The organism is Pseudomonas sp. P108 (genome assembly GCF_032613195.1).
GTDB lineage: Bacteria > Pseudomonadota > Gammaproteobacteria > Pseudomonadales > Pseudomonadaceae > Aquipseudomonas.
On sequence record NZ_CP126691.1, the window covers coordinates 2,583,400 to 2,606,689 of the forward strand.

General features: G+C 59.5%; 21 protein-coding genes. 12 read left to right on the forward strand and 9 right to left on the reverse strand.

What is annotated here, in order from left to right; translation table 11 throughout:
- Positions 1-31: 31 nt before the first annotated feature.
- The gene (gene tssC / locus QOM10_RS11365) at positions 32-1,513 is read right to left on the reverse strand and encodes a type VI secretion system contractile sheath large subunit (protein WP_007911038.1); all 1,482 of its coding nucleotides are present in this window, start codon (positions 1,511-1,513) and stop codon (positions 32-34) included.
- Positions 1,514-1,543: 30 nt separating this feature from the next.
- On the reverse strand, positions 1,544-2,086 hold the full coding sequence (gene tssB / locus QOM10_RS11370) for a type VI secretion system contractile sheath small subunit (protein WP_127926750.1): 543 nt from the start codon (positions 2,084-2,086) through the stop codon (positions 1,544-1,546).
- 227 nt (positions 2,087-2,313) lie between these two features.
- On the opposite strand from tssB, the gene QOM10_RS11375 reads away from it, so the two are divergent.
- Genes QOM10_RS11375 through tssA form a run of 5 tightly spaced genes read left to right on the forward strand, consistent with a single transcriptional unit; the run spans position 2,314 to position 9,821 of the window.
- A complete protein-coding gene (locus tag QOM10_RS11375) occupies positions 2,314-2,760 on the forward strand; it encodes a type VI secretion protein (RefSeq protein WP_316918068.1) in 447 nt (148 codons plus the stop codon).
- A gap of 46 nt (positions 2,761-2,806) precedes the next feature.
- Complete coding sequence (tssK, locus tag QOM10_RS11380; protein WP_150751808.1) at positions 2,807-4,138, forward strand: type VI secretion system baseplate subunit TssK; 1,332 nt, start codon at positions 2,807-2,809, stop codon at positions 4,136-4,138.
- 18 nt (positions 4,139-4,156) lie between these two features.
- Positions 4,157-4,921, forward strand: coding sequence for a DotU/TssL family secretion system protein (locus tag QOM10_RS11385; RefSeq protein ID WP_150751809.1), 765 nt, complete (start codon positions 4,157-4,159; stop codon positions 4,919-4,921).
- On the forward strand, positions 4,918-8,742 hold the full coding sequence (locus QOM10_RS11390) for a type VI secretion protein IcmF/TssM N-terminal domain-containing protein (protein ID WP_316918069.1): 3,825 nt from the start codon (positions 4,918-4,920) through the stop codon (positions 8,740-8,742). Before QOM10_RS11385 ends, QOM10_RS11390 begins: the two co-directional genes overlap by 4 nt.
- A complete protein-coding gene (gene tssA / locus QOM10_RS11395) occupies positions 8,739-9,821 on the forward strand; it encodes a type VI secretion system protein TssA (RefSeq protein WP_127926755.1) in 1,083 nt (360 codons plus the stop codon). The genes QOM10_RS11390 and tssA overlap by 4 nt, the downstream gene beginning before the upstream one ends.
- Here the strand turns inward: tssA and QOM10_RS11400 are convergent.
- From QOM10_RS11400 to QOM10_RS11420, 5 genes are all read right to left on the reverse strand, one after another.
- A complete protein-coding gene (locus tag QOM10_RS11400; protein WP_316918070.1) occupies positions 9,818-10,786 on the reverse strand; it encodes a 2-hydroxyacid dehydrogenase in 969 nt (322 codons plus the stop codon). The two genes, tssA and QOM10_RS11400, sit on opposite strands and share 4 nt — an antisense overlap.
- 170 nt (positions 10,787-10,956) lie before the next feature.
- Positions 10,957-11,385: a hypothetical protein gene (locus QOM10_RS11405; RefSeq protein WP_316918071.1), complete on the reverse strand. Its 429-nt coding sequence runs from the start codon at positions 11,383-11,385 to the stop codon at positions 10,957-10,959.
- A gap of 15 nt (positions 11,386-11,400) precedes the next feature.
- Positions 11,401-11,883, reverse strand: coding sequence for a DUF4822 domain-containing protein (locus tag QOM10_RS11410; protein ID WP_316918072.1), 483 nt, complete (start codon positions 11,881-11,883; stop codon positions 11,401-11,403).
- Positions 11,884-12,228: 345 nt separating this feature from the next.
- A complete protein-coding gene (locus QOM10_RS11415) occupies positions 12,229-12,753 on the reverse strand; it encodes a cysteine hydrolase family protein (RefSeq protein ID WP_127926759.1) in 525 nt (174 codons plus the stop codon).
- A gap of 218 nt (positions 12,754-12,971) precedes the next feature.
- Positions 12,972-13,355, reverse strand: a complete 384-nt coding sequence (locus QOM10_RS11420; protein ID WP_127926760.1) for a tautomerase family protein — start codon at positions 13,353-13,355, stop codon at positions 12,972-12,974.
- A 250-nt stretch (positions 13,356-13,605) separates the two neighbouring features.
- Here QOM10_RS11420 and QOM10_RS11425 point away from each other — a divergent pair, with 250 nt between their 5' ends.
- The 3 genes from QOM10_RS11425 to QOM10_RS11435 all read left to right on the forward strand — a co-directional run bounded on the left by QOM10_RS11425 (position 13,606) and on the right by QOM10_RS11435 (position 15,566).
- Positions 13,606-13,800 carry a hypothetical protein gene (locus tag QOM10_RS11425; RefSeq protein WP_034152472.1) on the forward strand — a complete coding sequence of 65 codons (195 nt, stop codon included), beginning with the start codon at positions 13,606-13,608 and terminating at the stop codon, positions 13,798-13,800.
- A 69-nt stretch (positions 13,801-13,869) separates the two neighbouring features.
- The gene (locus QOM10_RS11430) at positions 13,870-14,052 is read left to right on the forward strand and encodes a hypothetical protein (protein WP_150751816.1); all 183 of its coding nucleotides are present in this window, start codon (positions 13,870-13,872) and stop codon (positions 14,050-14,052) included.
- 233 nt (positions 14,053-14,285) lie between these two features.
- Entirely contained in the window at positions 14,286-15,566 is a 1,281-nt protein-coding gene (locus QOM10_RS11435; RefSeq protein WP_127926762.1) for an HAAAP family serine/threonine permease, read from the forward strand.
- A 229-nt stretch (positions 15,567-15,795) separates the two neighbouring features.
- On the opposite strand, the gene acnB is transcribed toward QOM10_RS11435, so the two are convergent.
- Positions 15,796-18,405: a bifunctional aconitate hydratase 2/2-methylisocitrate dehydratase gene (acnB, locus tag QOM10_RS11440; RefSeq protein ID WP_042704862.1), complete on the reverse strand. Its 2,610-nt coding sequence runs from the start codon at positions 18,403-18,405 to the stop codon at positions 15,796-15,798.
- Positions 18,406-18,874: 469 nt separating this feature from the next.
- Between acnB and QOM10_RS11445 the strand changes: the two genes are divergently transcribed.
- Entirely contained in the window at positions 18,875-19,345 is a 471-nt protein-coding gene (locus QOM10_RS11445) for a DUF1289 domain-containing protein (protein WP_127926763.1), read from the forward strand.
- A 167-nt stretch (positions 19,346-19,512) separates the two neighbouring features.
- Here QOM10_RS11445 and QOM10_RS11450 read toward each other — a convergent pair whose 3' ends face one another.
- Complete coding sequence (locus QOM10_RS11450; protein ID WP_150751817.1) at positions 19,513-20,376, reverse strand: universal stress protein; 864 nt, start codon at positions 20,374-20,376, stop codon at positions 19,513-19,515.
- 158 nt (positions 20,377-20,534) lie between these two features.
- Between QOM10_RS11450 and QOM10_RS11455 the strand changes: the two genes are divergently transcribed.
- The 3 genes from QOM10_RS11455 to QOM10_RS11465 all read left to right on the forward strand — a co-directional run bounded on the left by QOM10_RS11455 (position 20,535) and on the right by QOM10_RS11465 (position 23,273).
- Complete coding sequence (locus tag QOM10_RS11455) at positions 20,535-21,137, forward strand: tRNA-(ms[2]io[6]A)-hydroxylase (RefSeq protein WP_316918073.1); 603 nt, start codon at positions 20,535-20,537, stop codon at positions 21,135-21,137.
- A gap of 141 nt (positions 21,138-21,278) precedes the next feature.
- The gene (locus tag QOM10_RS11460; protein ID WP_316918074.1) at positions 21,279-21,986 is read left to right on the forward strand and encodes a response regulator; all 708 of its coding nucleotides are present in this window, start codon (positions 21,279-21,281) and stop codon (positions 21,984-21,986) included.
- On the forward strand, positions 21,987-23,273 hold the full coding sequence (locus QOM10_RS11465) for an ATP-binding protein (protein WP_316918075.1): 1,287 nt from the start codon (positions 21,987-21,989) through the stop codon (positions 23,271-23,273).
- Positions 23,274-23,290 lie beyond the last annotated feature (17 nt).

Here is a 23,290-nt window from a genome sequence, read left to right on the forward strand (position 1 = left end):
TCCTCTCGCCATCAGGGTTTTCTCTGGAGCTTTAAGCGGCAACCGGCGGCGGCAACGTCGCCACCAGACGGATCGACGCGGTCAACTCTTCCAGCTGGAAGTGCGGCCGCAGGAACACCGTCGCCCGGTAGGCGCCAGGCTTGCCGGCGACTTCGGTGACGTCCACCCGCGCTTCACGCAACGGGTACTGCGCCTTGATTTCCTGCGGCGCGTTGTCGTTGATCAGCACGTAGTCGGCGATCCAGTTGTTGAGGTAGGTCTGCACGTTGTCGCGGGTCATGAAACTGCCGACCTTGTCGCGCATGATCACCTTCAGGTAATGGGCGAAACGTGACGCAGCGAGCACGTAGGGCAGCATCGCCGAGATTCGCGCGTTGGCATTGGCCTCGTTGGTGTTGTAGACCTTGGATTTGTTGGTGGTCTGGCCACCGAAGAACACCGCCACATCGCTGTTTTTCTTGTGGCACAGGGCGATGAAACCGAGGTCGTTAAGCTCTTTCTCGCGACGATCGGTGATCGCCACTTCGGTCGGGCATTTCAGCGACAGATCGCCGGAACTGGTGCGGAAGGTATGCGCTGGCAGACCTTCCACCGCGCCGCCGCCTTCAGCGCCACGAATCGCCGCGCACCAGCCGTACTTGGCGAACGCTTCGGTGATGCGTTGCGACAGCGCCCACGCGGCATTGCCCCACAGGTATTTGCTGTGGTCGGTGCCATTGACGTCTTCGACGTAGTTGATGCCTTCCACTGGCGAGGTGTCCGGGCCGTAGGGCAGGCGCAGGAGGAAATGCGGCAGCACCAGAGACACGTAACGCGAATCCTCGCTCTCGCGGAACGAGCGCCACTTGATCAGTTCCTGGCTCTCGAAGACCTTGGACAAATCACGCGGCACGGCCAGTTCGGTGAAGCTGTTCATGTCGAACAGGCGCGGGCTGGCGGCGGCAATGAACGGCGCGTGGGCCGCGGCGGCGACGTTCGACAGTTTCTCCAGCAGGCCGATGTCCTGCGGGTGCCGGCCAAAGGTGTAGTCACCGACCAACAGGCTGAACGGATGGCCACCGAAGGTGCCGTATTCCTCTTCGTAGATCTTCTTGAACAGCGCGCTCTGGTCGAATTCGACGGCTTTTTCCAGGTCGTTCTGCAACTCTTTCTGCGTGACGTTGAGCAGGCGCAATTTCAGCCGGGTGCTGGTTTCGGTGTTCTGCACCAGCAGGTGCAGACCACGCCACGAGGCTTCGAGTTTTTGCAGATCGGGGTGGTGCAGCACCTCGTTGAGCTGGGCGCTGATCAACTCGTCGATCTGGCTGATACGGTCGTTGATCATCGCCACGGTGTCCTTGTCGATGGCCATGCCTTCGTCAAGCACCTGGGTGGCGAATTCCGCGAGCATGTCGCGGGCGTAATCCTGCTGACTGTCATCGTGGGCCATGCGGCCGTCGAGAATGATCTGGTCGAGCAGGGAAAGTGTCTCGGTCGTACTGTCGCTGGCTTGTTTCTGAGCTGAAGCGGGCATGGCGAATTCTCCCCTCGATTAAGTGGACGATCAGGCTTGCGGTTCGGCCGGCGCCTCGGCATCAGCTGCCGGGGTAGCGGTGTCTGGGCGGGCCGATTTGATTTCCTGCAGGCCTTCGGTGTTGGCGATGACGTCGCGCAACAGCTTGTCCAGGTCATCGTTGCCGTCGAGTTTGGTCAGCAGATCGCGCAGGCGCTGGCGTGCCTCGAAAAGGCGCCGCAGCGGCGTGACTTGCTCCACCACCTTGACCGGGTCGAAGTCGTCGATGTGTCTGAAATTGAGTTCGATGTTGAGCTTGCTGTCGTCGCCGCTGAGGGTGTTGTTGACCTGCAACGTAGCGCGCGGACCGATCGAGGCGAGTACGTCGTTGAAATTGTCGCGGTCGATTTCGGTAAAGCGCCGCTCAGTCAGTTTTGCCAAAGGTTCAAGTGGCTTGCCCGACAGATCGGCGAGAATCCCGACCACCAGTGGCAGTTCCTTTTTCTCGATGGCATTGCCGATTTCGACGTCGTAGGTGATTTGCACTCGGGGCGGGCGCACCCGGTCGAGCTTGTGCTGAGTACTTTCTGCCATGTCGGCGGACTCCGATGCGATGAGCGGGCGCAATGCATCGGGGAGGCCCGTTCATCGCTTTCCCTTGCTGGACCGTAGGTTAGAAAGGGAGGCAGATGACCTGTCGTTCCTTTGACAAACCTTCTTGATTCGGCTGTAGGAACCGAACTACCCAAGACGCTAGAACAGGTCTATAAAAAAGCAAGCAAAAACATTTTTGGACAGGTTCGCGAAAAGGAAAATTCATTTTGCGTAGACGACTTTTTCTAACACTGCTGTTTGCGTCCCTGGCCGGTTGCTCCCTCTTCGGGCCGAAGGTGGACCTCGACAGCCTGACCCTCGACGTCGCTCCGAAAGCCAACGACGACACGCCGATTGCCGTCGACTTCATTGCAGTCGCCGACCCGGATCTGCTCAAGCAGTTGTCAGGCATCAGTGCCAGCCAGTGGTTCGCCGGGCGCGAACAGTACCAACGCGACTATCGTCAGTTGATGAGCGTGTGGGGACTGGAGCTGGTGCCGGGGCAATTCATCGACCGCCAACCCTTCCCGTTGGGGGGCAAGAAGGCCGCTGGACTTTTGGTCTTCGCCAGCTATACCACACCCGGAGCACACCGCTTGCGCCTCGACGATCAGAGTGAGGCGTGGCTGAAATTCGACAGCCGCGAGATGAGCCTGGTCAACGCCGAACACTGACACACCACCGCTGCCGCCGGATTGCGGCCTTGTCGAAGGGAGTCGTATGAGTCTGCTACCTGACGCGGTTTGCTGGCACGAAGGCATGCAATTGCTGCCGCAGCATTTTCAGTTGCAAGGGCTGCGGGCCGAAGCGCTCGGTGCGCATCTGGCGCAAGCCTGCAACCCGTGGTTCTGGGGTGTCAGCCACATGGAGTTCGATCCCTCGGCGCTGAGCGCTGGCGTGGTGCGCGTATTGTCGCTGCAAGGGACGATGCCCGACGGCCTGCCGGTGGATTTGCAGGCCGGGATCGGGCCGGCACTGGAACTGGATGTGAGTGCGGCGATCGATGCCACCGACGATGCCACTGTCACCGTGTACCTGGCGATCAGCCCGATGTGGCGTGCCGGGCAGTTGCTGCCGCTCAAGGGCCGCTTGCAATCGGTGGTGGGTGACGCATTGCCGGATCTCACCAGTGGTGAATTTCCTGAGTCGATCACCGTGTGGCGACCTAATCCACGCCTGTGCACGCAACTGAACAAAGCCGATTCGATCTGCCTGCCGTTGCTGAAAATCCGCAAGGAGGGCGGCGGCTTCTTGCCGCTGACTTACACCGCGCCAACACCGCTGCTGCTGCCGGAGTCTGCGCTGGGGCGACGCATCGCCGGCCTCTGCGCGCGGGCGCGGGAGAAGTGCCTGTTTCTCGGCGGCCGTTTGCGCCAGGCGCAACAGGCTGGCAATCAGGACGACGCGCTGGAAATCCGCCGGCAGTTGACCGCGTTGTGGGCACGCCTGCCGGAAGTCGAAGGCGCGCTGAGCAGTCGCGTTGCTCATCCGCAGTCTCTGTATGTGCACCTGCTCGGCCTGGCTGGCGCCTGGGCGGCGCTCGATCCGCTGGCCGGTGTACCAGCGTTTGCACCGCTGGATTTTCTCGAATTGCAGCGCGGTTATGACGCGGTGCTGCAATGGCTGGAAACCACCCTCGAACTGATCCGCGCCGGCTACCGCAGCCTGCCGTTCGAGCGCGGTGAGCACAGCTTTTCCATCCAACTGCCGGACGAGCAGCCGAGTCAGCGTCTGGTGATCGGTCTGCGCATGCCCAACGGTGCCAGCGAACAAGCGGCAATTGACTGGTTACGTGGCGCGATCATCGCCTCGGCGCCGCACATTGCGCTGCTCAGTCGTCAACGCATGAGCGGTTTGCCGCACCAGGTCATGAGCCGCAGCGAACAGGTGGCCTACAGCGTCGGCGAGGACACGCGGCTGTTTGTGATCACGGCCGAAGGCACGTGGTTCGACGCGCAACTGCCGCTGGTCATTGCGGCACCGGCGGCGAAGCTGACCAGCAGTCCGTGGCAAGTGGTGCTGTTTATCGCCCAGAACAGTGAAAGTGCCTGATCACACAAGGAACGCCGTATGTCGCAAGGAAGTGCCGCAAGCCTTGGGTTGCAGGACGCACCGTTGAGCAGCGCGTTTCGCCAGACGTGGCAGCAATGGCAACAGGACTGGGTGCAATTGCCCAAGGACAGCGAGGACGAAGCAGCGCTGGTGGACACCGTGGTCGAATTGTCCACGCAAGCGTCGCAGCGGTTGTGGCGCACCGCTTATTCGCGGGTCGGTGATTCGGCGACCGATCAGGTCAAGGCGCTGGTCTATGCGTTCGTCGCGCTGGTCGACGAAACCCTGCTGTTCACGCCGTGGCCCGGGCAGTCGGCGTGGCAGGACAAACCTTTGGAGTCGCGTCTGTATTCCAGTCGTCAGGCCGGCGAACACGTGCCGTCGGCGATTCAGACATTGCTCGACGAACAGCAACCGACCAGCCGCGATCTGGCCAACGTGTATCTGCAGTGCCTGATCCTTGGTTTCCATGGGCGTTTGCGGGGCGAACACAGTCAGGCGCAACTGGAGAAATGGCGGCTGGCGCTGTACACCTTTGCCTGGCAGGACGAGGCCAGTTATGCCGATGTCAGTCAGCGTCTGGCGCAGCCGTCGCTGACCACGCCATTGCAACTGCCGGTGCGCACGGCGCTGCCGGACGGCTTTCGCCTGGCACTGGGGATTCTGGCGATGGTTTTGTTACTGACCGGGCTTGGCCAGTTCCTCTGGCGGGACATTCGTTCGGAGCTGGACCCGGTGCTGCAGATCATCGACTCGGTGGCGCCAGCGGAGCAAGACTCATGAGTACCCTGACGATAGTCGCGTGGGTGGTCGCTCTGCTGCTGGTTGTGGTGATCATCGCCGTGGCGGTGTGGTGGCTGCGCACCCAGAGTGGCGCAGCGATCCGCAGTTTCTACGCAGCCGTGCGGCAAATGGAGCAGGAGCAGGGCAGTCACGATCGCTATCAGATGCCCTGGCTGCTGATGCTCGGCGACGAAACCCAGGGCACGCAACTGGTCAGTGAATGGCGTCTGCAACCGACCGACAAACCGGCGTGGTTCGGCCGCTGGTGGTCGGACCCGGAAGGCGCTGTACTGGTGGTGCCGCAGGCATTGTTTCTGCCCGACGACGGTATGCATTTGCAGCGTGGCGGCTGGTGGCGTTTGCTCGGTTTGATCTTGCGGATGCGCAGCAAGCGGCCGCTGGACGGGGTGGTCTGGCTGGTGCCGGTCAGTCGCCTGAGTAATCTCGAACAGGCTGCGAGCCTCGGTCTGGCCGCGCGCCGGCGCTTCATCGATCTGCTGCAACGTTTTGGCTTGAGTGTGCCGGTGTACGTGGTCATCACTGGACTTGAAGAACTGCCGGGGTTCCAGGAGTTGATCAGCGCGCTGCCCGACGAGGCCCGCGAACGAACCCTTGGCTGGTCGTCGCCTTATTCGCGCGATGCGGTTTGGCAAGGGCAATGGAGCGATCAGGCGCTTGATCGCATCCATCGCGCTGTGGCGGAAGCCATCATCGAAATCGGCACCTTGTCCGGCCAGTTGAGCGCCGATCTGTACGCCTTGCCGGAGCGTCTGGAAACCTTGCGACGCGGTTTGCAGAGTGTTCTGGAACCGGTGTTTCAAGGCAACGCTCAGGGTGAGGCGCCGTGTTTTCGCGGTGTCTATTTCAGCGCCAGTCAGGCCTCGGAGGATGCCAAGGACGGATTCTCCGCCGACGACAGCGGCTTGCAGCAAAGCGTGTTCGTGCGCCAGTTGTGGCGCCAGCGCCTGGTCGGCGAGCGCGGGCTGGCGCAAGGCGTGCCGCGTCTGCTGCGTTTGCGTCAGCGCTGGCAGCGGCTGACGGCCGGCGTGGCGCTGGTGATCGGGGTTATCTGGGCCGTGGCGATGCTTTGGGTCTGGCACGTGTCGGTCAAGGATGCCCACGAACTGGCGCGGCAGATGCAAGGCGCGCAAAAGGGCTACGTGGCGATCAGCGATGAGGCGCAGCGGGTCGACTCGACCCGGCGTAACGTGCAGACATTCTGGCGCGTGCTGGAGCGTGCGCCGCACTGGAACTATGTTTCTCTGGTGTTTCCGACGTCGTGGTTTTCCTCGCTCGACAATCAGCTTGAGCAGCAAGTCTTGCAATCCACCCAGCGCCACATCATGGTGCCGCTGCATGATCTGTTGAGCGCGCAACTGGCGCAGATCAAGGCGATCCGCAGCACCGATCGGCGCAGCAGCGTCGAAAGCGACGACCCGGCGCAGTGGCAGAACTATCTGAAGGCGAACGATCTGGTGGATCGGGCCTTGCGTCTGGAACAGCAGAACCAGTTGTTCAATCAAGTGCAGAACAACCCGCGCGCGCCGCTGGACGACCTGGTGCAACTGAGCAACAACGCGCTGTCGCTGAACCTCAACACGGGCACCTTGCCCTACGCGGCGTTCTACAATCGGCTGCTCGTGGCCGGGGAAGACGGCAGCTTGCAGGCGCTTGATCTGAGCGTCGACCGGCCGCAGATCGTCAGCAATTTTTCCGGACTGATGCAGCGCTGGCTGGATCAGTATTTTCTCGCCGACAACTTTGTCAGCAAGGCTGGCTACCTCAAATTGCATCTGGATCAATTGCAAGCCGGCAGCGGCAACAGCCTGCGGGAGCTGGAAGACCTGACCGCGCTGGTCGACGATCTGCAAGCAGCGATCGCCCTGACCAATTCGACGTGGAGTCGCGGCAAAGGCCAGGAATTGGTGCCGGGTTATGGTGACTTCCTCGCCAAAGTGGGCAAGAGCACATTGTTGGGCGCGCAAGTCCAACAAGACCTCGACACGCAAGCGTCACGCTTGCAGCAGAGTTTCCGCGATCAATGGATCGCCCAGATCGGTTCGCGGGACAACCTGCTGGTGCAGCAAGTCAGCGGGCAGCTGGCCTTGCAGGAACAAGTGATCAAGCTGGATAACGCGATACAGGCGCTGTTCAAGCGTGACTTCGTTTCGGTCGCCCTGCGTGCCAGCGAAGACAACGTCAATATGCAAGGCCAGACCGTGGACGGCGATGACCTCAATGAGTCGCTGAAGTATTTCGCCGACTACAACAGCTACATCGCCGAAGAACTGCCACGCATTCCACCGGACTATCGCGTTGCAGTGCTCAAAGCCGCCGAGCGTGCCGCCGCCCAGGCAATGTGGTTGAGCCTCAAGGATCACAACGACCAGGCGCACCCTTACGCTGTGTTCAATGTGCAGGCCGAGCAAGCCATGGCCCTGCAGAAAGCCTTTGTCGAGGTGCACCGCGCGGATCTCTCCACGCGCCTGCAAGCGGCGCTCAATCGCCGCGCGATGGCGCAGATTACCGGGGGGATCGAGGAAATCACCGCGCAACCGCTGTTCGGTGGCCGTGCCGAAATCAGCCAGTGGGACGGTTCGAAAAACCTCGGCTTGCAATTGTTCGGCGCCAGCGATGTGCAGGATCTGAAGCTGAGCCTCAAGCAGCAGTTCAACACCATGCTCGGCATCACTGAGCGGCGCACGTCTTCGTTACAGTGGTTGACGACGCAGCAAGCCAACCTCTCGGCACTGGATTACGAACGCGTGACGCAGTTCAGCGCACTGAACGATGAACTGCGTAAATACAAGGAAGCCAATCCGGCCAGTTCGCCGGCGCAGATCGAGCAACTGGTCAGCCGTGATTTCATCGAAATGGACGTCAACTCCTGCCTGCAAATGTTGCAGACCGCCAACGTCGCCGGCGGACGCGGCACGTTGGCGATGCGCGCGGTGGAGCTGCAACAGGAAGCCATGCAGCGTTGCCAGCAGTTGCAAGTGCAACAGGCGGCAGCCGCGTGGAATGAGCTGGCCAACTACTTCAATCAATACCTCGCTGACCGCTTTCCATTCGCCAACGGCGTGCAGATGCCGGATGCCGAGCCGGCGCGGGTTCAGTATTTGCTGGAATTGATCGACAAGCGCTTACCGGTCGCCCAGGCCGGACTGGCCACGAATCAGACGCCGGAGCGCGTGGCCGCCGCAGACTTTCTCAATCGTTTGAAGCAGGCCAGCACTTGGCTGACGCCGCTGTTCGTACGCGACAAGAGCGGCATCCTCGGCGTCGAGCTCGACGTGCGCTGGCGCACCGATCGCGATAATGAGCAGGGTGCCGATCAAGTGATTGCCTGGGGTTTGCTCGCCGGCAATCAGCAGATCAACTACCCGGTCGCGGCCGAGCAGCCGAGTCTGCGCTGGATGGTCGGTCAACCCATCCGCCTGACCCTGCGCTGGGCGCGCAACGGCAAGGAACGCCCGGTCAACGACCCGCTGCAACCGAATCTGGTGGTGCGCGATCTGGAGGCCGGTTGGGAGTATGGCGGGCCATGGTCGCTGCTGCGGATGATGCGTGCGCACTTTTCGGTGCAGCGTCAGCCGAGCATGGATTACACCGACTTCCCGCTGACACTGCGGCTGCCAGTGACCGCCTCGACCGACAGCGTCACCAGCGAATTCACCCGCATGTTTGTGCGCTTGTCATTGATGAGCCAAGGATCGAAATTGCCGCTGTCGATTGCACCGTTGCCCACCCGTGCACCGCGCTCACCGTTTCAGGTGACCGGCAGCACCGCCGCCCTTGAATCGCAGAAGGAGGACCTGTGAGCCTGCCATCGACCGCTGTGCCAGACCTGATTGATCAACTGCTCGCGCCGATCAGCGCGGATGCGCCCTGCGGCGTCGATTTGCGTTATGAGCGTGAATTCGATCAGTTGCGCGACTTGCGCCGCGAGGATGATGCCAGCCTGCCGACCGGGGTCTGGCAGTCGACACTGAAGCGGGCGAACTGGCCGGAGGTCGAGAAGCTCACCACTGCTTTATTGCTCGAACGCAGCAAGGACTTGATGCTCAGCGCCTGGCTCGGCGAAGCGTGGCTGCACCTGCAAGCACTGGACGGTTTGCCCGGCAGCCTGGCGCTGATCGCCGGTTTGTGTGAGCGCTTCCCCGAGCATTTGCATCCGCAAGCCGAGGAGGGCGATCAGTCGTGGCGCGTGATTCCGCTGGAATGGCTGGTGCGTCGCTACAGTGAAGTGTTGCTCACTCGCGTGCCGCTGTTCGGCACGCGCAACAGCGATTTTGAAGCCTATACCCTGGAAGTCTGGCGACGTTTGCAGATTCAACAAGTGCAGGTCAACGACAGCAAGAATGCCAAAAGCTCGGCAGAAACTGCACGCAACGAACAGAAAAAACTCAGCGACCAGATTCGCGCCACACCGCTGGCGTTCTGGTTGCGCACCCAGGGCAACCTGCTGCTGAGCCTGCAACACCTGCAACGACTCGACAGCTGGAGCGATGCTTATCTGGGTGAGCAAGGTCCGGGATTGCGCCCCTTGCAGGACATCATTCAAGCGCTGCTGAAGCTGGTTCAGGAGTTTATCGCCATGCACCCACAACAACCGGCACCGCCAGCACCCGTGGTCGAAGCCCCCGTCGCCATGCCACAGCCTGAAGAGCCAGCGCCGGTTGCCCAGGTATTTCGCGAACCGGCCAACCGCGAGGAAGCGTATCGGCAATTGCTGCTGATCGCCGAATACCTGGCCCGCACGGAACCTCACAGTCCCGTGCCCTATCTGATCCGTCGCGGCGTCGAGTGGGGTAATAAACCGCTGAGCGAATTGCTGGGTGAGTTGATCAGCGCCGATGCTGAATCACGGCGCCTGTGGACGTTGCTCGGCGTGCTCTAGTGCACGCGCTGGTTGCTGAGTTTCGGTGGCAGCGCAATGGGCGTCAGTACCGGCTCGCCGGAGAAGAACGCCACGAGGTTTTTGCCTACCAATTCGACCGTGCCTTGCGTCGCTTCCGGTGACAGGCCGGCGACGTGTGGCGTCAGCAGCACGTTGCTCAGGGTTTTCAGCGCATCCGGCACTTGCGGTTCGTCGTCGAACACATCGAGTGCGGCGCCGGCAATTCTGCGTTGTTCAAGGGCAGTGATCAGATCCGCCGTAGCGATGACGCTGGCGCGGGCAATGTTGACGATGAAGCCTTTCGGCCCGAGTGCATCGAGCACCGCGCGGGTGACCAGATGTTGGGTGCCAATGCCGCCGGGCGTGGCGACAATCAGAAAGTCCGAAGCCCGGGCCAGTTCGGTCGGTGTCGAGCAGAACGCATAAGGCACATCGCTGCGCACCTGGCGGCTGTGATAGCTGATTTCCATGTCGAAGCCGAGGTTCGCGCGTTTGGCGATCGCCAACCCGACGGCGCCCAGCCCGAGGATCCCCATGCGTTTGCCAGCCAGCGACGGGCGCATGATCTTTGGCCATTCACCCCGGCGTACTGCGGCATCACAACGCGGGATATCCCGGACCAGTGCCAACAACATCGCCATTGCATGGTCAGCCACCGACGAGGCGTTGACCCCGGCGCCGTTGGTGACGGTAATGCCACGGTTGCTGGCGGCCTGCAGATCGACCTGTTCGTAGCCGGCGCCGATGACGGTAATGATCTTCAACGCGGGCAGGGCGGCGATCTCTTCGGCCGTCAGGCCCAGCGGACCCCGGGTCAGTACCGCATCGATGCGGTTGCCTTGGGAGGCAATGGCGTGCGCACGTTCGGCGGGCGTGGGGGCGAGAATCAGGTGAAAGCCCTGATGTTCGAGAATCGGCAAATAGTCATTGATGGTTTCAACCAGTACCAGAACGGTTGCGGGCATTGCGCGGCTCCTGTGAACGTCGGCGGGTAGGTCGCGATAGTCGTTTCAGAGTGCTGAATCCGCAGCGACTTGGCAATCGTTGTCATTCGCGCAGTGGTGCTTTGATTCTGGACGGCTTCGGACAAGAAGCAAGGCTGGCAGCACACCGGTGATCCGGTGTGCTGCCGGCATCATTGAGCCGCTTGGGCTTTGGCTTGCTCAGCCATCGCGATCGGCTTGATATCGTAGGTCGGATAGAACTCGGTGCGGTAACTGCCCCATGCGGTGTTTTCCAGCGCAAGGTTCACTTCCGCCAGACGCGAGACAGGAAAGCGCACGGTCACGACCTGGCCGATACCCATCATGATGTTCCAGCTCACCACCTCGACCCCGGCCGGAGGAAAGGTTTTATGGAACCCCTGTTGTGCGAGCTGGGCCTTGAGTTCACTTAACGGTCGGGTTTGATCATGTTTCAGAAACACGGTCAGCATCATCGCGTTGTCGGCGGTGGCGACGGCATTTTTTGCGGGCTGGGTGGCAGCTTGTGCGCTGACCCCGGCGCAATAGACGGAAGAAATCAGTAACGACGACATCAGCAGGGTTTTAAGTGACTTTTGCATATCGTACTCCTGGTTTTATTGTTTGATGGCGGACTTGGTTTCTATCGTTCCGGTATAGGGCGCGTGAACGACATGAATGCGTACGAGAGGGTTGTTGTCGACCATGTCGCGGGGTACTTCCCGAGAATACGTGAATTCACGTTTGTTCAATGTCTCCAGACGCCTGACAACTGTTTTGGTCGGGCCGATATCGGGTACAAGAATGTGCTGTTGCTGATCGCCGGTGACAAAGAAATAACCGCCACCACCGTTGTTGTATTTTGACTCGCCTGTCTCGGTGTAAAAGAACTCATATCGATTGCGCTCGGGATCCCACGTCGATATGCCAACGACACCGGGGTACTTCGCTTTGACGTCGGTTTCAGGGGCGCCGTCGACATAGACCTTGGTCGTCAGCCATCGCGGCGAGGAGGCCAGCTCGCGGACTTCGGCATTGGTGCTGGTGAGCGGGACGAGCAACGCGGCCAACAACAGGCCGGTCATCATGTACTTTTGCATGTTGTGTCCTCTTGATTGCACTTTAATTGTCAGTCGTTGAATTCAGGGCGATAAAAATATAGACCTGCTGCGGAATATTGTTCAATGGCTGGGTAGTTGCTTGTAACAAATGGCTGGTATTCGATTTTAAGTAATGTTTTGTCGCGAGTTTTTTGGCTGTTTAAGTTGTAGGAACATTCTGAAGGATTAGTGGCTGATTGACTTGTTTGTTGGCGTTTCCGGTAGTTAATGTTGCTGGCCCCCTTAATTGATTACACAACGCTGTAGGACAAGGAATGGCGTAACAAATGTCTGGTTGACGCAACCGTAGCAAGTCAAGTTGCGTCAATTTCAGCGAGGACTTCCTCAGAACGTCACTTCATCGCTGTCGACTAATCGTGCGAAGGCGGCACCGAGGGTGGCGTTGTGATGTTTGATGATCGCTTCGGCGGATAGCGCGGCAGTGTCCATGCAAGTGTGGGCGTCAGCGACCAGCAATGGTCTGAAGCCCAGATCGGCAGCGCTGCGACAGGTGCTGTCGATGCAGAACTGGCTTTTCATGCCGACCACATAGAGCTCTTCTACCTGTGCGGCCTGGAGTTGCCGCGCAAGGTCAGTGCCATGGAAAGCATTGGGTCGGGATTTATCGAAGAGGGTGTCAATTTCAGCGTCCAGCTCAAGCGCTGGCAGTAATTGCCAGAAAGGACTGCCAGCGGCAATCGGTGAGCCGTCCGGGCCAGTGTGGCGCGCGGCGAAGATCGGTACTTGATTCCTGCGGGCCTGAGCGACCAGGCGCTGGATGTTGGCCAGAACCCGTTCGCCTTGGTAGGGCTTTTCCGGTCCGTGGAACAGACCGACCTGCATATCGATGATCAACAGTGCTGCGGGCATGGTGTTTCTCCTTGGGGGCTGCAGATGCCGCACGGACGGGAGAAACAACAAGGCCCCGTCCATTGCTGGCGGGGCCTTGGGTTTGCTGCGCTGGATTTACCTCAGACAGAAACACCACGACCCGCCGGTGGCGGTCGTGGTGGTACGGGTGAGTTGCAGCGCGCGAATGTTCATGGGCCGATCATGCTGGCGCTGATACCGGGCTGTCAATGAGCGGATCAAGTGACGTACTGCGCGACGCCATTGCCGAATGACCAGTTCTCTTTTTTTACCTCGACCAGATTGATGAAGACGTCTTCCAGGCGCACCGCCAGTTGGGTGTGCAGGCTTTCGGCGATGGTTTTGAACAGCAACTGTTTTTTCTCTATCGAGCGCCCTTCGCTGATGGTGATCTGAATGAACACCACGCCATCGCTGCGCTGGATTCCCAGATACTGCGGGTCATAGACGAAATGCTGGCTGTCGTGCTCGGTGAGGATCTGAAAGTTGTCGTGCTCCGGCACATCGATACAACTGCGCAGGGCGGAATAAATCTGCTCGCCGATGCGTTTGGCGAACGTGGGGTCGGGGTTTTGTTTGATGTCGATGCGAACGAGGGGCATGGGCAGAGACTCTGGGGGAGGGGACTCATTCACGCTAGAACATATCAACCAAATTGAAAGTGTGGGGTGATGACCTCGTTGTTGTTTTTGTATGAGGCTACCTACGAAACTCGCGGATTTTACCTACGCATTTGGCAGAGCCATCTGCTATCGGGCAGACGGTTAACGCGAAATCATGGGGCAGCAATGGGAGGTGGTCCAGGATGGAAAAACTTCCCGAGCGTTAACTGTCAGCAGCCAAGGAAGGTTCATGCATCTGGATGACCACAAAAATGTGGAACTCGAAAGGCTACAAACGGAAACCCAAAAGCTCGGCGCGGAGAGGCGCAAGCTTTTGGCGGAGGAAGCAAAACTGAAACTTGAGACTTTCTTGTATCCCCTTGTGGTGGGGGCTGGGGCATTAACTGCAATTGCCACCGCCGTTGGGCTTTATTTGAAGCTGTAAGAGAGCGCAGCAGGTTGCAGTTGCGCATGCGTGTTGATTCAGAGCACCAAAAAAAGGGAAGGGGGCAGTATGAGCACAGAGGAAAGCAGAGCCAGGATAAACCGACTGTATCAAGAGGAGTTTGAGTTCAGAGAAGCCATGAAGCCCTTTCGCAAAGCCGAAAGGCGTGAAACGGTTTTGCTGTTTAGCCTTGGAATGTTGATGGGCGCGGTGGGGATCGCTTTCGTGATGGTGTTGGCTCGAACCATCTGAATACCCTTGCATGTGCCTGTTAACGACATCACGAATACCTGTTTGCGACAGATAATTTCCCGAAAACGACGCCAAACGGATCTGCTCCGCACAACCATTCCTCAGCTAAGTCTTTGCTTCTGCTCATTTATCGCGGAGAATCGCGCCCCTGTTTCGGCCGGAGCATGTCTGTCGGTTTTTTCCGACGCGTCCTGACCGAGTGGCAAGTGACCGGAATGCGGAGATCCGACCGGATGAATGATCAGGCCAATAGCGTCGAAGAGCGCTTTGATGCAGCAGCACCCGCTGAACTTTCGAGCTGGAATCGCCAGGACACCACCTGGATGTTGGGACTGTTTGGGACGGCCATCGGTGCCGGCACCCTGTTTTTGCCGATCAACGCAGGTCTGGGTGGCTTCTGGCCGCTGGTGATCCTTGCGCTGCTGGCCTTCCCGATGACGTTCTACGCGCACCGTGGCCTGACCCGCTTCGTGCTGTCCGGTCGCGAAGGCGCCGACATCACGGAAGTGGTGGAGCAGCATTTCGGCATCAAGGCCGGCGCGCTGATCACCTTGCTGTACTTCTTCGCGATCTTCCCGATCCTGCTGATCTACAGTGTCGGCCTGACCAATACAGTCGCCAGTTTCCTCGAACATCAACTGCACATCACGCCACCGCCGCGCGCGCTGCTGTCGTTCGTGCTGATTCTCGGCTTGCTGGCGGTGGTGCGGTGCGGTGAGCAGGCGATCGTCAAGGCGATGAGCCTGATGGTTTACCCGTTTATCGTCGCGTTGCTGTTTCTTGGGGTGTACCTGATTCCGCACTGGAACGGCGGCATCCTCGCCACCGCTTCGCACGTGCCGGCACCGTCGGCGCTGCTGCACACGCTGTGGCTGGCGATTCCGGTGATGGTGTTCTCGTTCAATCACTCGCCGATCATTTCCGCGTTTGCAGTGGATCAGAAGCGTCAGTACGGCGTGCATGCTGATGAGCGCAGCTCGCAGATCCTGTTCCGCGCCCATGCGTTGATGGTGCTGATGGTGCTGTTCTTCGTCTTCAGTTGCGTGCTGACGTTGTCGCCGGAGCAATTGGCGGAAGCCAAAGAGCAGAATCTGTCGATCCTGTCGTACCTGGCCAACCACTTCAACAATCCGACCATTGAATTCGCGGCGCCGCTGATTGCGTTCGTAGCGATCTCAAAATCGTTCCTCGGTCACTACATCGGCGCCAGTGAAGGCCTGAAAGGCTTGATCGTGAAGAGCGGCAAGCGTCCGGGCGCCAAGGCACTGGATCGCATTGTGGCGGCGTTCATGCTGGTGATCTGCTGGATCATCGCGACCCTGAACCCGAGCATTCTGGGCATGATCGAGACCATTGGTGGCCCGGTAATCGCGGCGATTCTGTTCCTGATGCCAATGTACGCCATCCGTAAAGTGCCAGCGATGGCGCGTTATCGTGGTCAGGCGTCCAACGTGTTTGTCACGGCTGTAGGTCTGGTAGCGATTTCGGCACTGGTTTACAAGTTGACGATGTAAACCTGGTTCCATCAATAAAACCGCTGTGCCTGCCCAGGCACAGCGGTTTTTTTTGCCCGGGAGCCGAGCTTGCACGCGAAAGCGCTGAGACATCAGCAATGATGTCAACTTACACTCCGCCATCGCTGGCAAGCCAGCGATGAGGCCCGAACAGGCAACCGTCATTCTGCAGGCATAAAAAAACGCCGCTCATCTCACGATGGGCGGCGTTTTTCATTGCGTTGTTACGTTAGGCTTGAACGACCGGGATGTTGGCGTTCGCAGCAGCTTCACGGAACTCGGCGATCTGGTCGAAGGACAGGTAGCGGTAGATATCGGCCGCCATGCTGTCGATCTTGCCAGCGTATTCCATGTACTCCTCGACGGTCGGCAGGCGACCCAGGATCGAAGCAACGGACGCCAGCTCAGCCGAAGCCAGGTAGACGTTCGCGCCGTCGCCCAGACGGTTCGGGAAGTTACGGGTCGACGTCGACACCACGGTGCTGTTCGGCTCAACGCGTGCCTGGTTACCCATGCACAGCGAGCAGCCTGGCATTTCCATGCGTGCGCCTGCCTTGCCGTAGATGCCGTAGTAGCCTTCTTCGGTCAGTTGGTGAGCGTCCATCTTGGTCGGCGGCGACAGCCACAGACGGGTTGGCAGCTGACCCTTGACCTGATCCAGCAGTTTACCGGCAGCGCGGAAGTGACCGATGTTGGTCATGCACGAACCGATGAACACTTCGTCGATCTTCTCGCCAGCAACGCTGGACAGCAGACGGGCGTCGTCCGGATCGTTCGGCGCGCACAGTACCGGCTCGCTGATGTCGGCCAGATCGATTTCGATGACTTCGGCGTATTCGGCGTCGGCATCGGCTTCCATCAGTTCCGGGTTGGCCACCCAGGCTTCCATCGCTTGAGCACGACGTTCCAGGGTACGCGCATCGCCGTAGCCTTCGCCGATCATCCAGCGCAGCAGGGTGATGTTGGAGTTCAGGTACTCGGTGATCGACTCTTTCGACAGCTTGATGGTGCAACCGGCAGCCGAACGTTCGGCCGAGGCGTCGGACAGTTCGAACGCCTGCTCCAGGGTCAGACCTTCCAGACCTTCGATTTCCAGGATGCGGCCGGAGAAGGCGTTTTTCTTGCCTTTCTTCTCGACGGTCAGCAGACCGTTCTGGATAGCGAAGTAAGGAATGGCATGAACCAGGTCACGCAGGGTGATGCCAGGTTTCATTTTGCCTTTGAAGCGCACCAGGATCGATTCCGGCATGTCCAGCGGCATAACGCCGGTGGCTGCAGCAAACGCAACCAGACCGGAACCGGCCGGGAACGAAATGCCCATCGGGAAACGGGTGTGCGAGTCACCACCGGTACCGACGGTGTCTGGCAGCAGCATGCGGTTCAGCCACGAGTGGATGATGCCGTCGCCCGGACGCAGGGAAACGCCGCCGCGGGTCATGATGAAGTCAGGCAGGGTGTGGTGGGTGGTCACGTCGATCGGCTTTGGATACGCCGCGGTGTGGCAGAAGGACTGCATCACCAGATCAGCCGAGAAGCCCAGGCACGCCAGGTCTTTCAGTTCGTCACGGGTCATTGGACCGGTGGTGTCCTGAGAACCTACGGTGGTCATCTTCGGTTCGCAGTAGGTGCCAGGACGAACGCCTTGGCCTTCTGCCAGACCGCAAGCCTTGCCGACCATCTTCTGCGCCAGAGTGAAACCCTTGGTGCTTTCAGCTGGGGCTTCTGGCTTCTTGAACAGGTCGAACGGTGGCAGACCCAGTTCGGCGCGAGCCTTCTCGGTCAGGCCTCGGCCGATGATCAGCGGGATACGGCCGCCAGCACGGACTTCGTCCAACAGCACCGGGGTCTTCATTTCGAAGGTGGTCAGGACTTCGTCGGTGCCGTGTTTGCAGACTTTGCCAGCATGCGGGTACAGGTCGATCACGTCGCCCATGTTCATGTTGGAAACGTCGAACTCGATTGGCAGTGCGCCGGCATCTTCCATGGTGTTGTAGAAGATCGGAGCGATTTTGCTGCCGAAGCAGAAACCGCCAGCGCGCTTGTTCGGCACGTAAGGTACGTCGTCGCCGAAGAACCACAGTACCGAGTTGGTGGCCGATTTACGCGACGAACCGGTACCGACGACGTCACCGACGTAGGCGATCGGGAAGCCTTGACCGCGCATTTCTTCGATCTGCTTCATCGGGCCGATGGCGCCCTGCTGATCAGGAACGATGCCGTCACGGGCCATTTTCAGCATGGCCAGGGCGTGCAGCGGGATGTCTGGACGCGACCAGGCATCTGGAGCAGGGGACAGGTCGTCGGTGTTGGTTTCGCCGGTTACCTTGAAGACGCGCAGGCTGATCTTGTCGGCCAGGGTCGGGCGGTTCTTGAACCACTCGCCGTCAGCCCAGGATTGCAGCACGGCTTTAGCGTGAGCGTTACCGTTCTTGGCTTTTTCCGCGACGTCGTGGAACGCATCGAACATCAGCAGGGTGTGCTTGAGTTGCGCGGCAGCGACTGGCGCCAGCTCGGCGTCGTCCAGCAGGTCAACCAGAGTCACGATGTTGTAGCCGCCCTGCATGGTGCCGAGCAGTTCTACAGCGCGCTTTTTGTCCAGCAGCGGGGAGGAAACTTCGCCCTTGGCCAGTGCAGACAGGAAGCCGGCTTTTACATAGGCCGCTTCGTCCACGCCTGGTGGAATGCGATTGGTGATCAGGTCAACGAGAAATTCTTCTTCGCCAGCCGGAGGGTTTTTCAGCAGCTCGACCAGGCCTGCTGTTTGTTCGGCGTTAAGCGGCTGGGGAACGATACCCAGGGCTGCACGCTCTTCGATATGTTTGCGGTAGGCTTCAAGCACAGTTATTACCCTCATCAGTGGTCCCAAATGGGTGTCCGGGACGCTCATCCCGAAATTGCCGTACTCATGCTCCTCACGACGTTGTGGGTCGTTCGGCCAGAATTACCGGCAATTCCTTACAGAAGCTGCTTTCAAAGTTTTACGCCTGCAGAACGGGGAGCTGATGAGGGTTGGCGCTGGATTTTTCCCCGCTGGAAAAATCCCTCGCCAACACCGCTCTGAAGGAACGACTGTGCTCGTGACGCTTTGAAAACAGCTTCTAACGGACATTGGCGCCTTAAAAGGCTGGCTGATTCTACGGCAAAAAAAATTTAAAGGTAAGTCGCGCTCTATTGGACTTTCGTGGCAATGCGCGTGGCCGGGCCAAACACTCAGTACGGCTGAGACCCTGATGTTTGAGGGGTGATCAATGCCCGACAAAGGGCTAAGATGCCGGTCTGTTCCGCGTTTCAGTGCCTCTGCCTACTTTATGCCCAATCAGACCATCAAGACCCCCTGCGTCGGCCTCTGCTCCACTGTTTACGGTGATCTGGTGTGCCGTGGCTGCAAGCGTTTCCACCACGAAGTGATCCATTGGAATGGTTACAACGAGGAAGAAAAACGCGCGGTGTGGTTGCGTCTGGAGCAATTGCTGTCACAAGTGATGGCAGGCAAGGTCGAGATTTTCGATTCTGCGCGCCTGCGCGAGCAGCTCGAACAACGCAAGATCCGCTTCGTGCCGCATCAGTCGGAATATTGCTGGGCGTATCAGCTGATTGCCCGTGGTGCGCGGGTGATCATTAATCTGGAAGCCTACGGGATGGTGTTGCTGCCGGAGTTTCGCGACTGGAGCCTGCCGGAGTTGCGTGATGCCATTGATCGGGAATTCTTCCTGCTGTCGGAAGCGCACTACCAGCGCTACATCGCCCCGGGCTTTCTCAAGGACGCCTTCGGCGCCTGAAGATCGAAAGCTTCGCGAGCAGGCTCGCTCCCACAGGGGAATGCATTCCAACTGTGGGAGTGAGCCTGCTCGCGATAGCGGTAGTGCATTCAAAGAAGGTGGTGACTGACAGGACGCCATCGCGAGCAGGCTCACTCCTACAGGGATCGCATTTCAAATGTGGCTGTTCAGTGCTTCACCGCCAGCTCCACCAGATGATCCTCAACCTCCTGCGGTTTCAGCACCAGCACATCGCTCTCCAGCGCATCCAGAATCACTTCCGCGGTATTGCCGATCAACGCCCCTGACAACCCGGTGCGCGCCACCGTGCCAATCACGGTCACTGCCGCCTGCAGCTTGTGCGCCATGAACGGGATCAACACATCCGCCGGGCCTTCTTCTATGTGCAGATGCTCATCATCGACATCGAATTCAGCCTGAAATGCCCGGCATTGCTCGCGATAGCGCGCCGCGATGGTTTCACTCAGTTGCAGCGTCGGGTCAGCCGCCGACAGCATCGGCGACGGATGGGCGCTGATTACGTGCAGATGCGCCTTGGCCAGACTGGCAATGTCGTAGCCATGATCAATGATTGTCGTGTGCAGATGCCGGTGTTCGCCATCGGCATTGCCCACGTCCACCGCCGCCAGAATCACCTTGTCCTTCCACGAACCTGCGGTTTTCACCAGCAGCACCGGGGTAGGGCAGTGGCGCAGGAGTTTCCAGTCGGCCGGGGTCAGCAGGGCTTTTTTCAGCGAGCTGTCGGGGAAATGCTGCTTGATCACCAGCCCGCAACCCTCGGCCTGCTGCACATCGATGATGGTTTCATGCAGGCTCTCGTTCCACGCCTGCTCGGTCGTCACGCTGTAACCGTCGGCCAGCAGTGCGGTCTTGAGCACGCCGAGCATACCGGCGTGATCGTGCTTCTTGTCGCACACCAGCAGGTGCAGATGGGCCTGGGTCACGCCAGCGATCAACTTGGCGCGCTTGAGCGCCAGGCTTTCCGAATGTTCGGGTTCAATGACCACCAGAATGCTGCGAATGGCTTGCATGAGCGGAGTCTCCAGCAAAGAAAAGGCACGGCGTTGCACAACTATAGTTGCTGCTCGATCATCCGTGACTTGATGCATATCAACGCGCGCGACTGGTGGTCTGCGGGCAGGCCGGTATAATCGGCGCCTTTCGCTCGAACACCTTTACCGTGAGCCCCATGATCCTTCCCGAAATCCACGAATTCCTTGGCTGCCGCACGCCCGACGCCTGGGTTAAGGCGGCACTGGCCGATCAGGAAACGCTGCTGATCGACCACAAGAACTGCGAGTTCAAAGCCGCCAGCACCGCCCTGAGCCTGATTGCCAAGTACCATTCCCACGTCGACCTGATCAACATGATGTCGCGTCTGGCCCGGGAAGAACTGGTGCACCACGAGCAGGTCATGCGCATCATGAAACGGCGCAAGATCGAACTGCGCCAGCTGCATGCAGGCCGTTACGCATCGGGTTTGCGCAAGGTTGTGCGCAGCCATGAGCCGGTGAAACTGGTCGATACGCTGGTGGTCGGCGCGTTTATCGAAGCACGCAGTTGCGAGCGGTTCGAAGCGTTGGTGCCGCACCTGGACGAAGAACTCGGCAAGTTCTACTTTGGCCTGCTGAAAAGCGAGGCGCGGCATTTTCAGGGTTATCTGAAGCTGGCCTATCAGTACGGTGATGCAAAAGACATTGCCCAGGTCATCGACAAGGTCCGTGCCGCCGAGCAAGAATTGATCGAGTCGCCGGATGAAGAATTCCGCTTCCACAGCGGTGTGCCTGCATAAGATTGTTAAAAACTCTTAAGAGTATGAAACATCACCGAAAACCGGCCCCAGCGGCCGGTTTTTGCTGCCTGAAACAAACGCCACCCCCACGAAAGCCGCCATAATGCCGACCACTTCACAGATGGGTGGCAGACGGGCGTTATGGATAACCTGGGTTTTGGCAAAGTCCTGTTGGTGGAAGACGATGAGCGCCTCGCGGCACTGATCGCCCACTTTCTCGAACAACACGGCTACGAGGTGCGCACCGTGCTGCGCGGTGACCTGGCCGTGGCTGCCTTTCTGGAATTCAAGCCGAAAGTCGTGGTGCTCGACCTGATGCTGCCGGGGCAGAGCGGTTTGCACGTGTGCCGCGAGATTCGCAGCGTGTCGGACACGCCGATCGTGATCCTGACGGCCAAGGAAGACGATCTTGACCACATTCTCGGTCTGGAGTCCGGCGCCGACGACTACGTGATCAAACCGATCAAACCACCGGTGTTACTGGCCCGGTTGCGAGCGCTACAACGACGCCAGATGCCGGACAGTAACGTGGTCAGTTTTCTTGAGTTCGGCCAGTTGAGCATTGACCGCAGCTGTCGTGAAGTACGGCTGGCGTGCGAGGTCATTGAAATGACCACCATGGAATTCGAGCTGCTGTGGTTGCTGGCCAGCGCGGCGGGCAAGGTGCTGTCGCGCGATGACATTCTCAATCGCATGCGCGGGATAGCCTTCGACGGGCTCAACCGCAGTGTCGACGTGTACATCAGCAAGCTGCGCAACAAGCTCAAGGACAACCCCCGCGAGCCGATCTGTATCAAAACCGTGTGGGGCAAGGGTTATCTGTTCAATCCGTTTGCGTGGGAGCTGTAGATGCTGCGGTTATTTCTCGGGCTGTTTCTGGTCATGACGATTGGTCTGGTGCTGGCGTTGCAGACGGTTGAACGCACCTTTGATGCCTTGCTCGATTATCAGATGCAGGACTACAACCGCGAGGCTGTGCGGGGGCAAGCGTGGACGTTGGCTCAGCAGTTGCGTGACCTCGATGGCCCGGCGCGGGAAAAACAGCTGGAAACGATTCGCCCGCATTACGGTTTGGGGCTGACGCTGGTCGATACCTCTGAACTGGCCCTCAGCGACGAGGAAAAAGCCGAGCTGGCCAAAGGGCTGCTAGTGACCCGCGACAAGTACAGCCAGTACATTTCCGCCATTGACGATGGCCCGCAACTGCTCAGCATCCGTTTGCCGGCCGAGCCGAGCCTGATGCCGTTCTACATCGCCGGTGCCTACCTGATGATTGCTGTGCTGATCGGCTTCGTCCTGTTTTTCTGGGTGCGCCCGCACTGGCGTGATCTGGAGAAACTGCGCCTGGCCGCCGAACGTTTCGGCGATAACGATCTGTCGGTGCGCATCCAGTTGTCGAAACGCTCGAACATCCGCGATCTGGCCGAGCACTTCAACCTGATGGCGGCGCGCATCGAAGGGCTGATCGCCAATCAGCGGGAACTGACCAACGCCGTCTCCCACGAGCTGCGCACGCCGATTGCGCGGCTGTCGTTTGAGCTTGATCAGCTCAAGCAGCAGTCGGACCCCAGCCAGAACCGCGAGCTGATTGCCGATATGTATGCCGACCTCGGGGAGCTGGAGGAAATGGTTTCGGAACTGTTGACCTACGCCAGCCTTGAGCGCGGCGCGACGGTGATCAAGCGTGAAAACATTCAGGCTGCCAATTGGCTCGACAGTGTGGTTGGCAGCGTGGCGCTGGAGGCAGAGGCGGCGGGGGTGCAGTTGTTGATCGGTGATTGCCGGCTCGACACCGTGCGTATCGAGCCGCGATTCATGGCGCGGGCGGTGATCAATCTGCTGCGCAACGCGATTCGTTATGCCGAGCAGCGGGTTGAAGTGACGCTGGTGCGCACCGGTGATTATTACGAAGTGCGGGTCAACGACGATGGGCCGGGCGTGCCGCTGGACGGGCGGGAGAAAATCTTTGAACCTTTTTCGCGACTGGATGCCAGTCGCGATCGGCGTACGGGTGGGTTTGGTTTGGGCCTGGCGTTGGTGCGACGAGTGTCGCAGTCTCATGGCGGGCTGGTTGAAGTGGGCGATTCGGCGTGGGGTGGGGCGTCGTTCCGGATGACCTGGGAGCATCTGGATTAATGATGTGATCTGTGCCG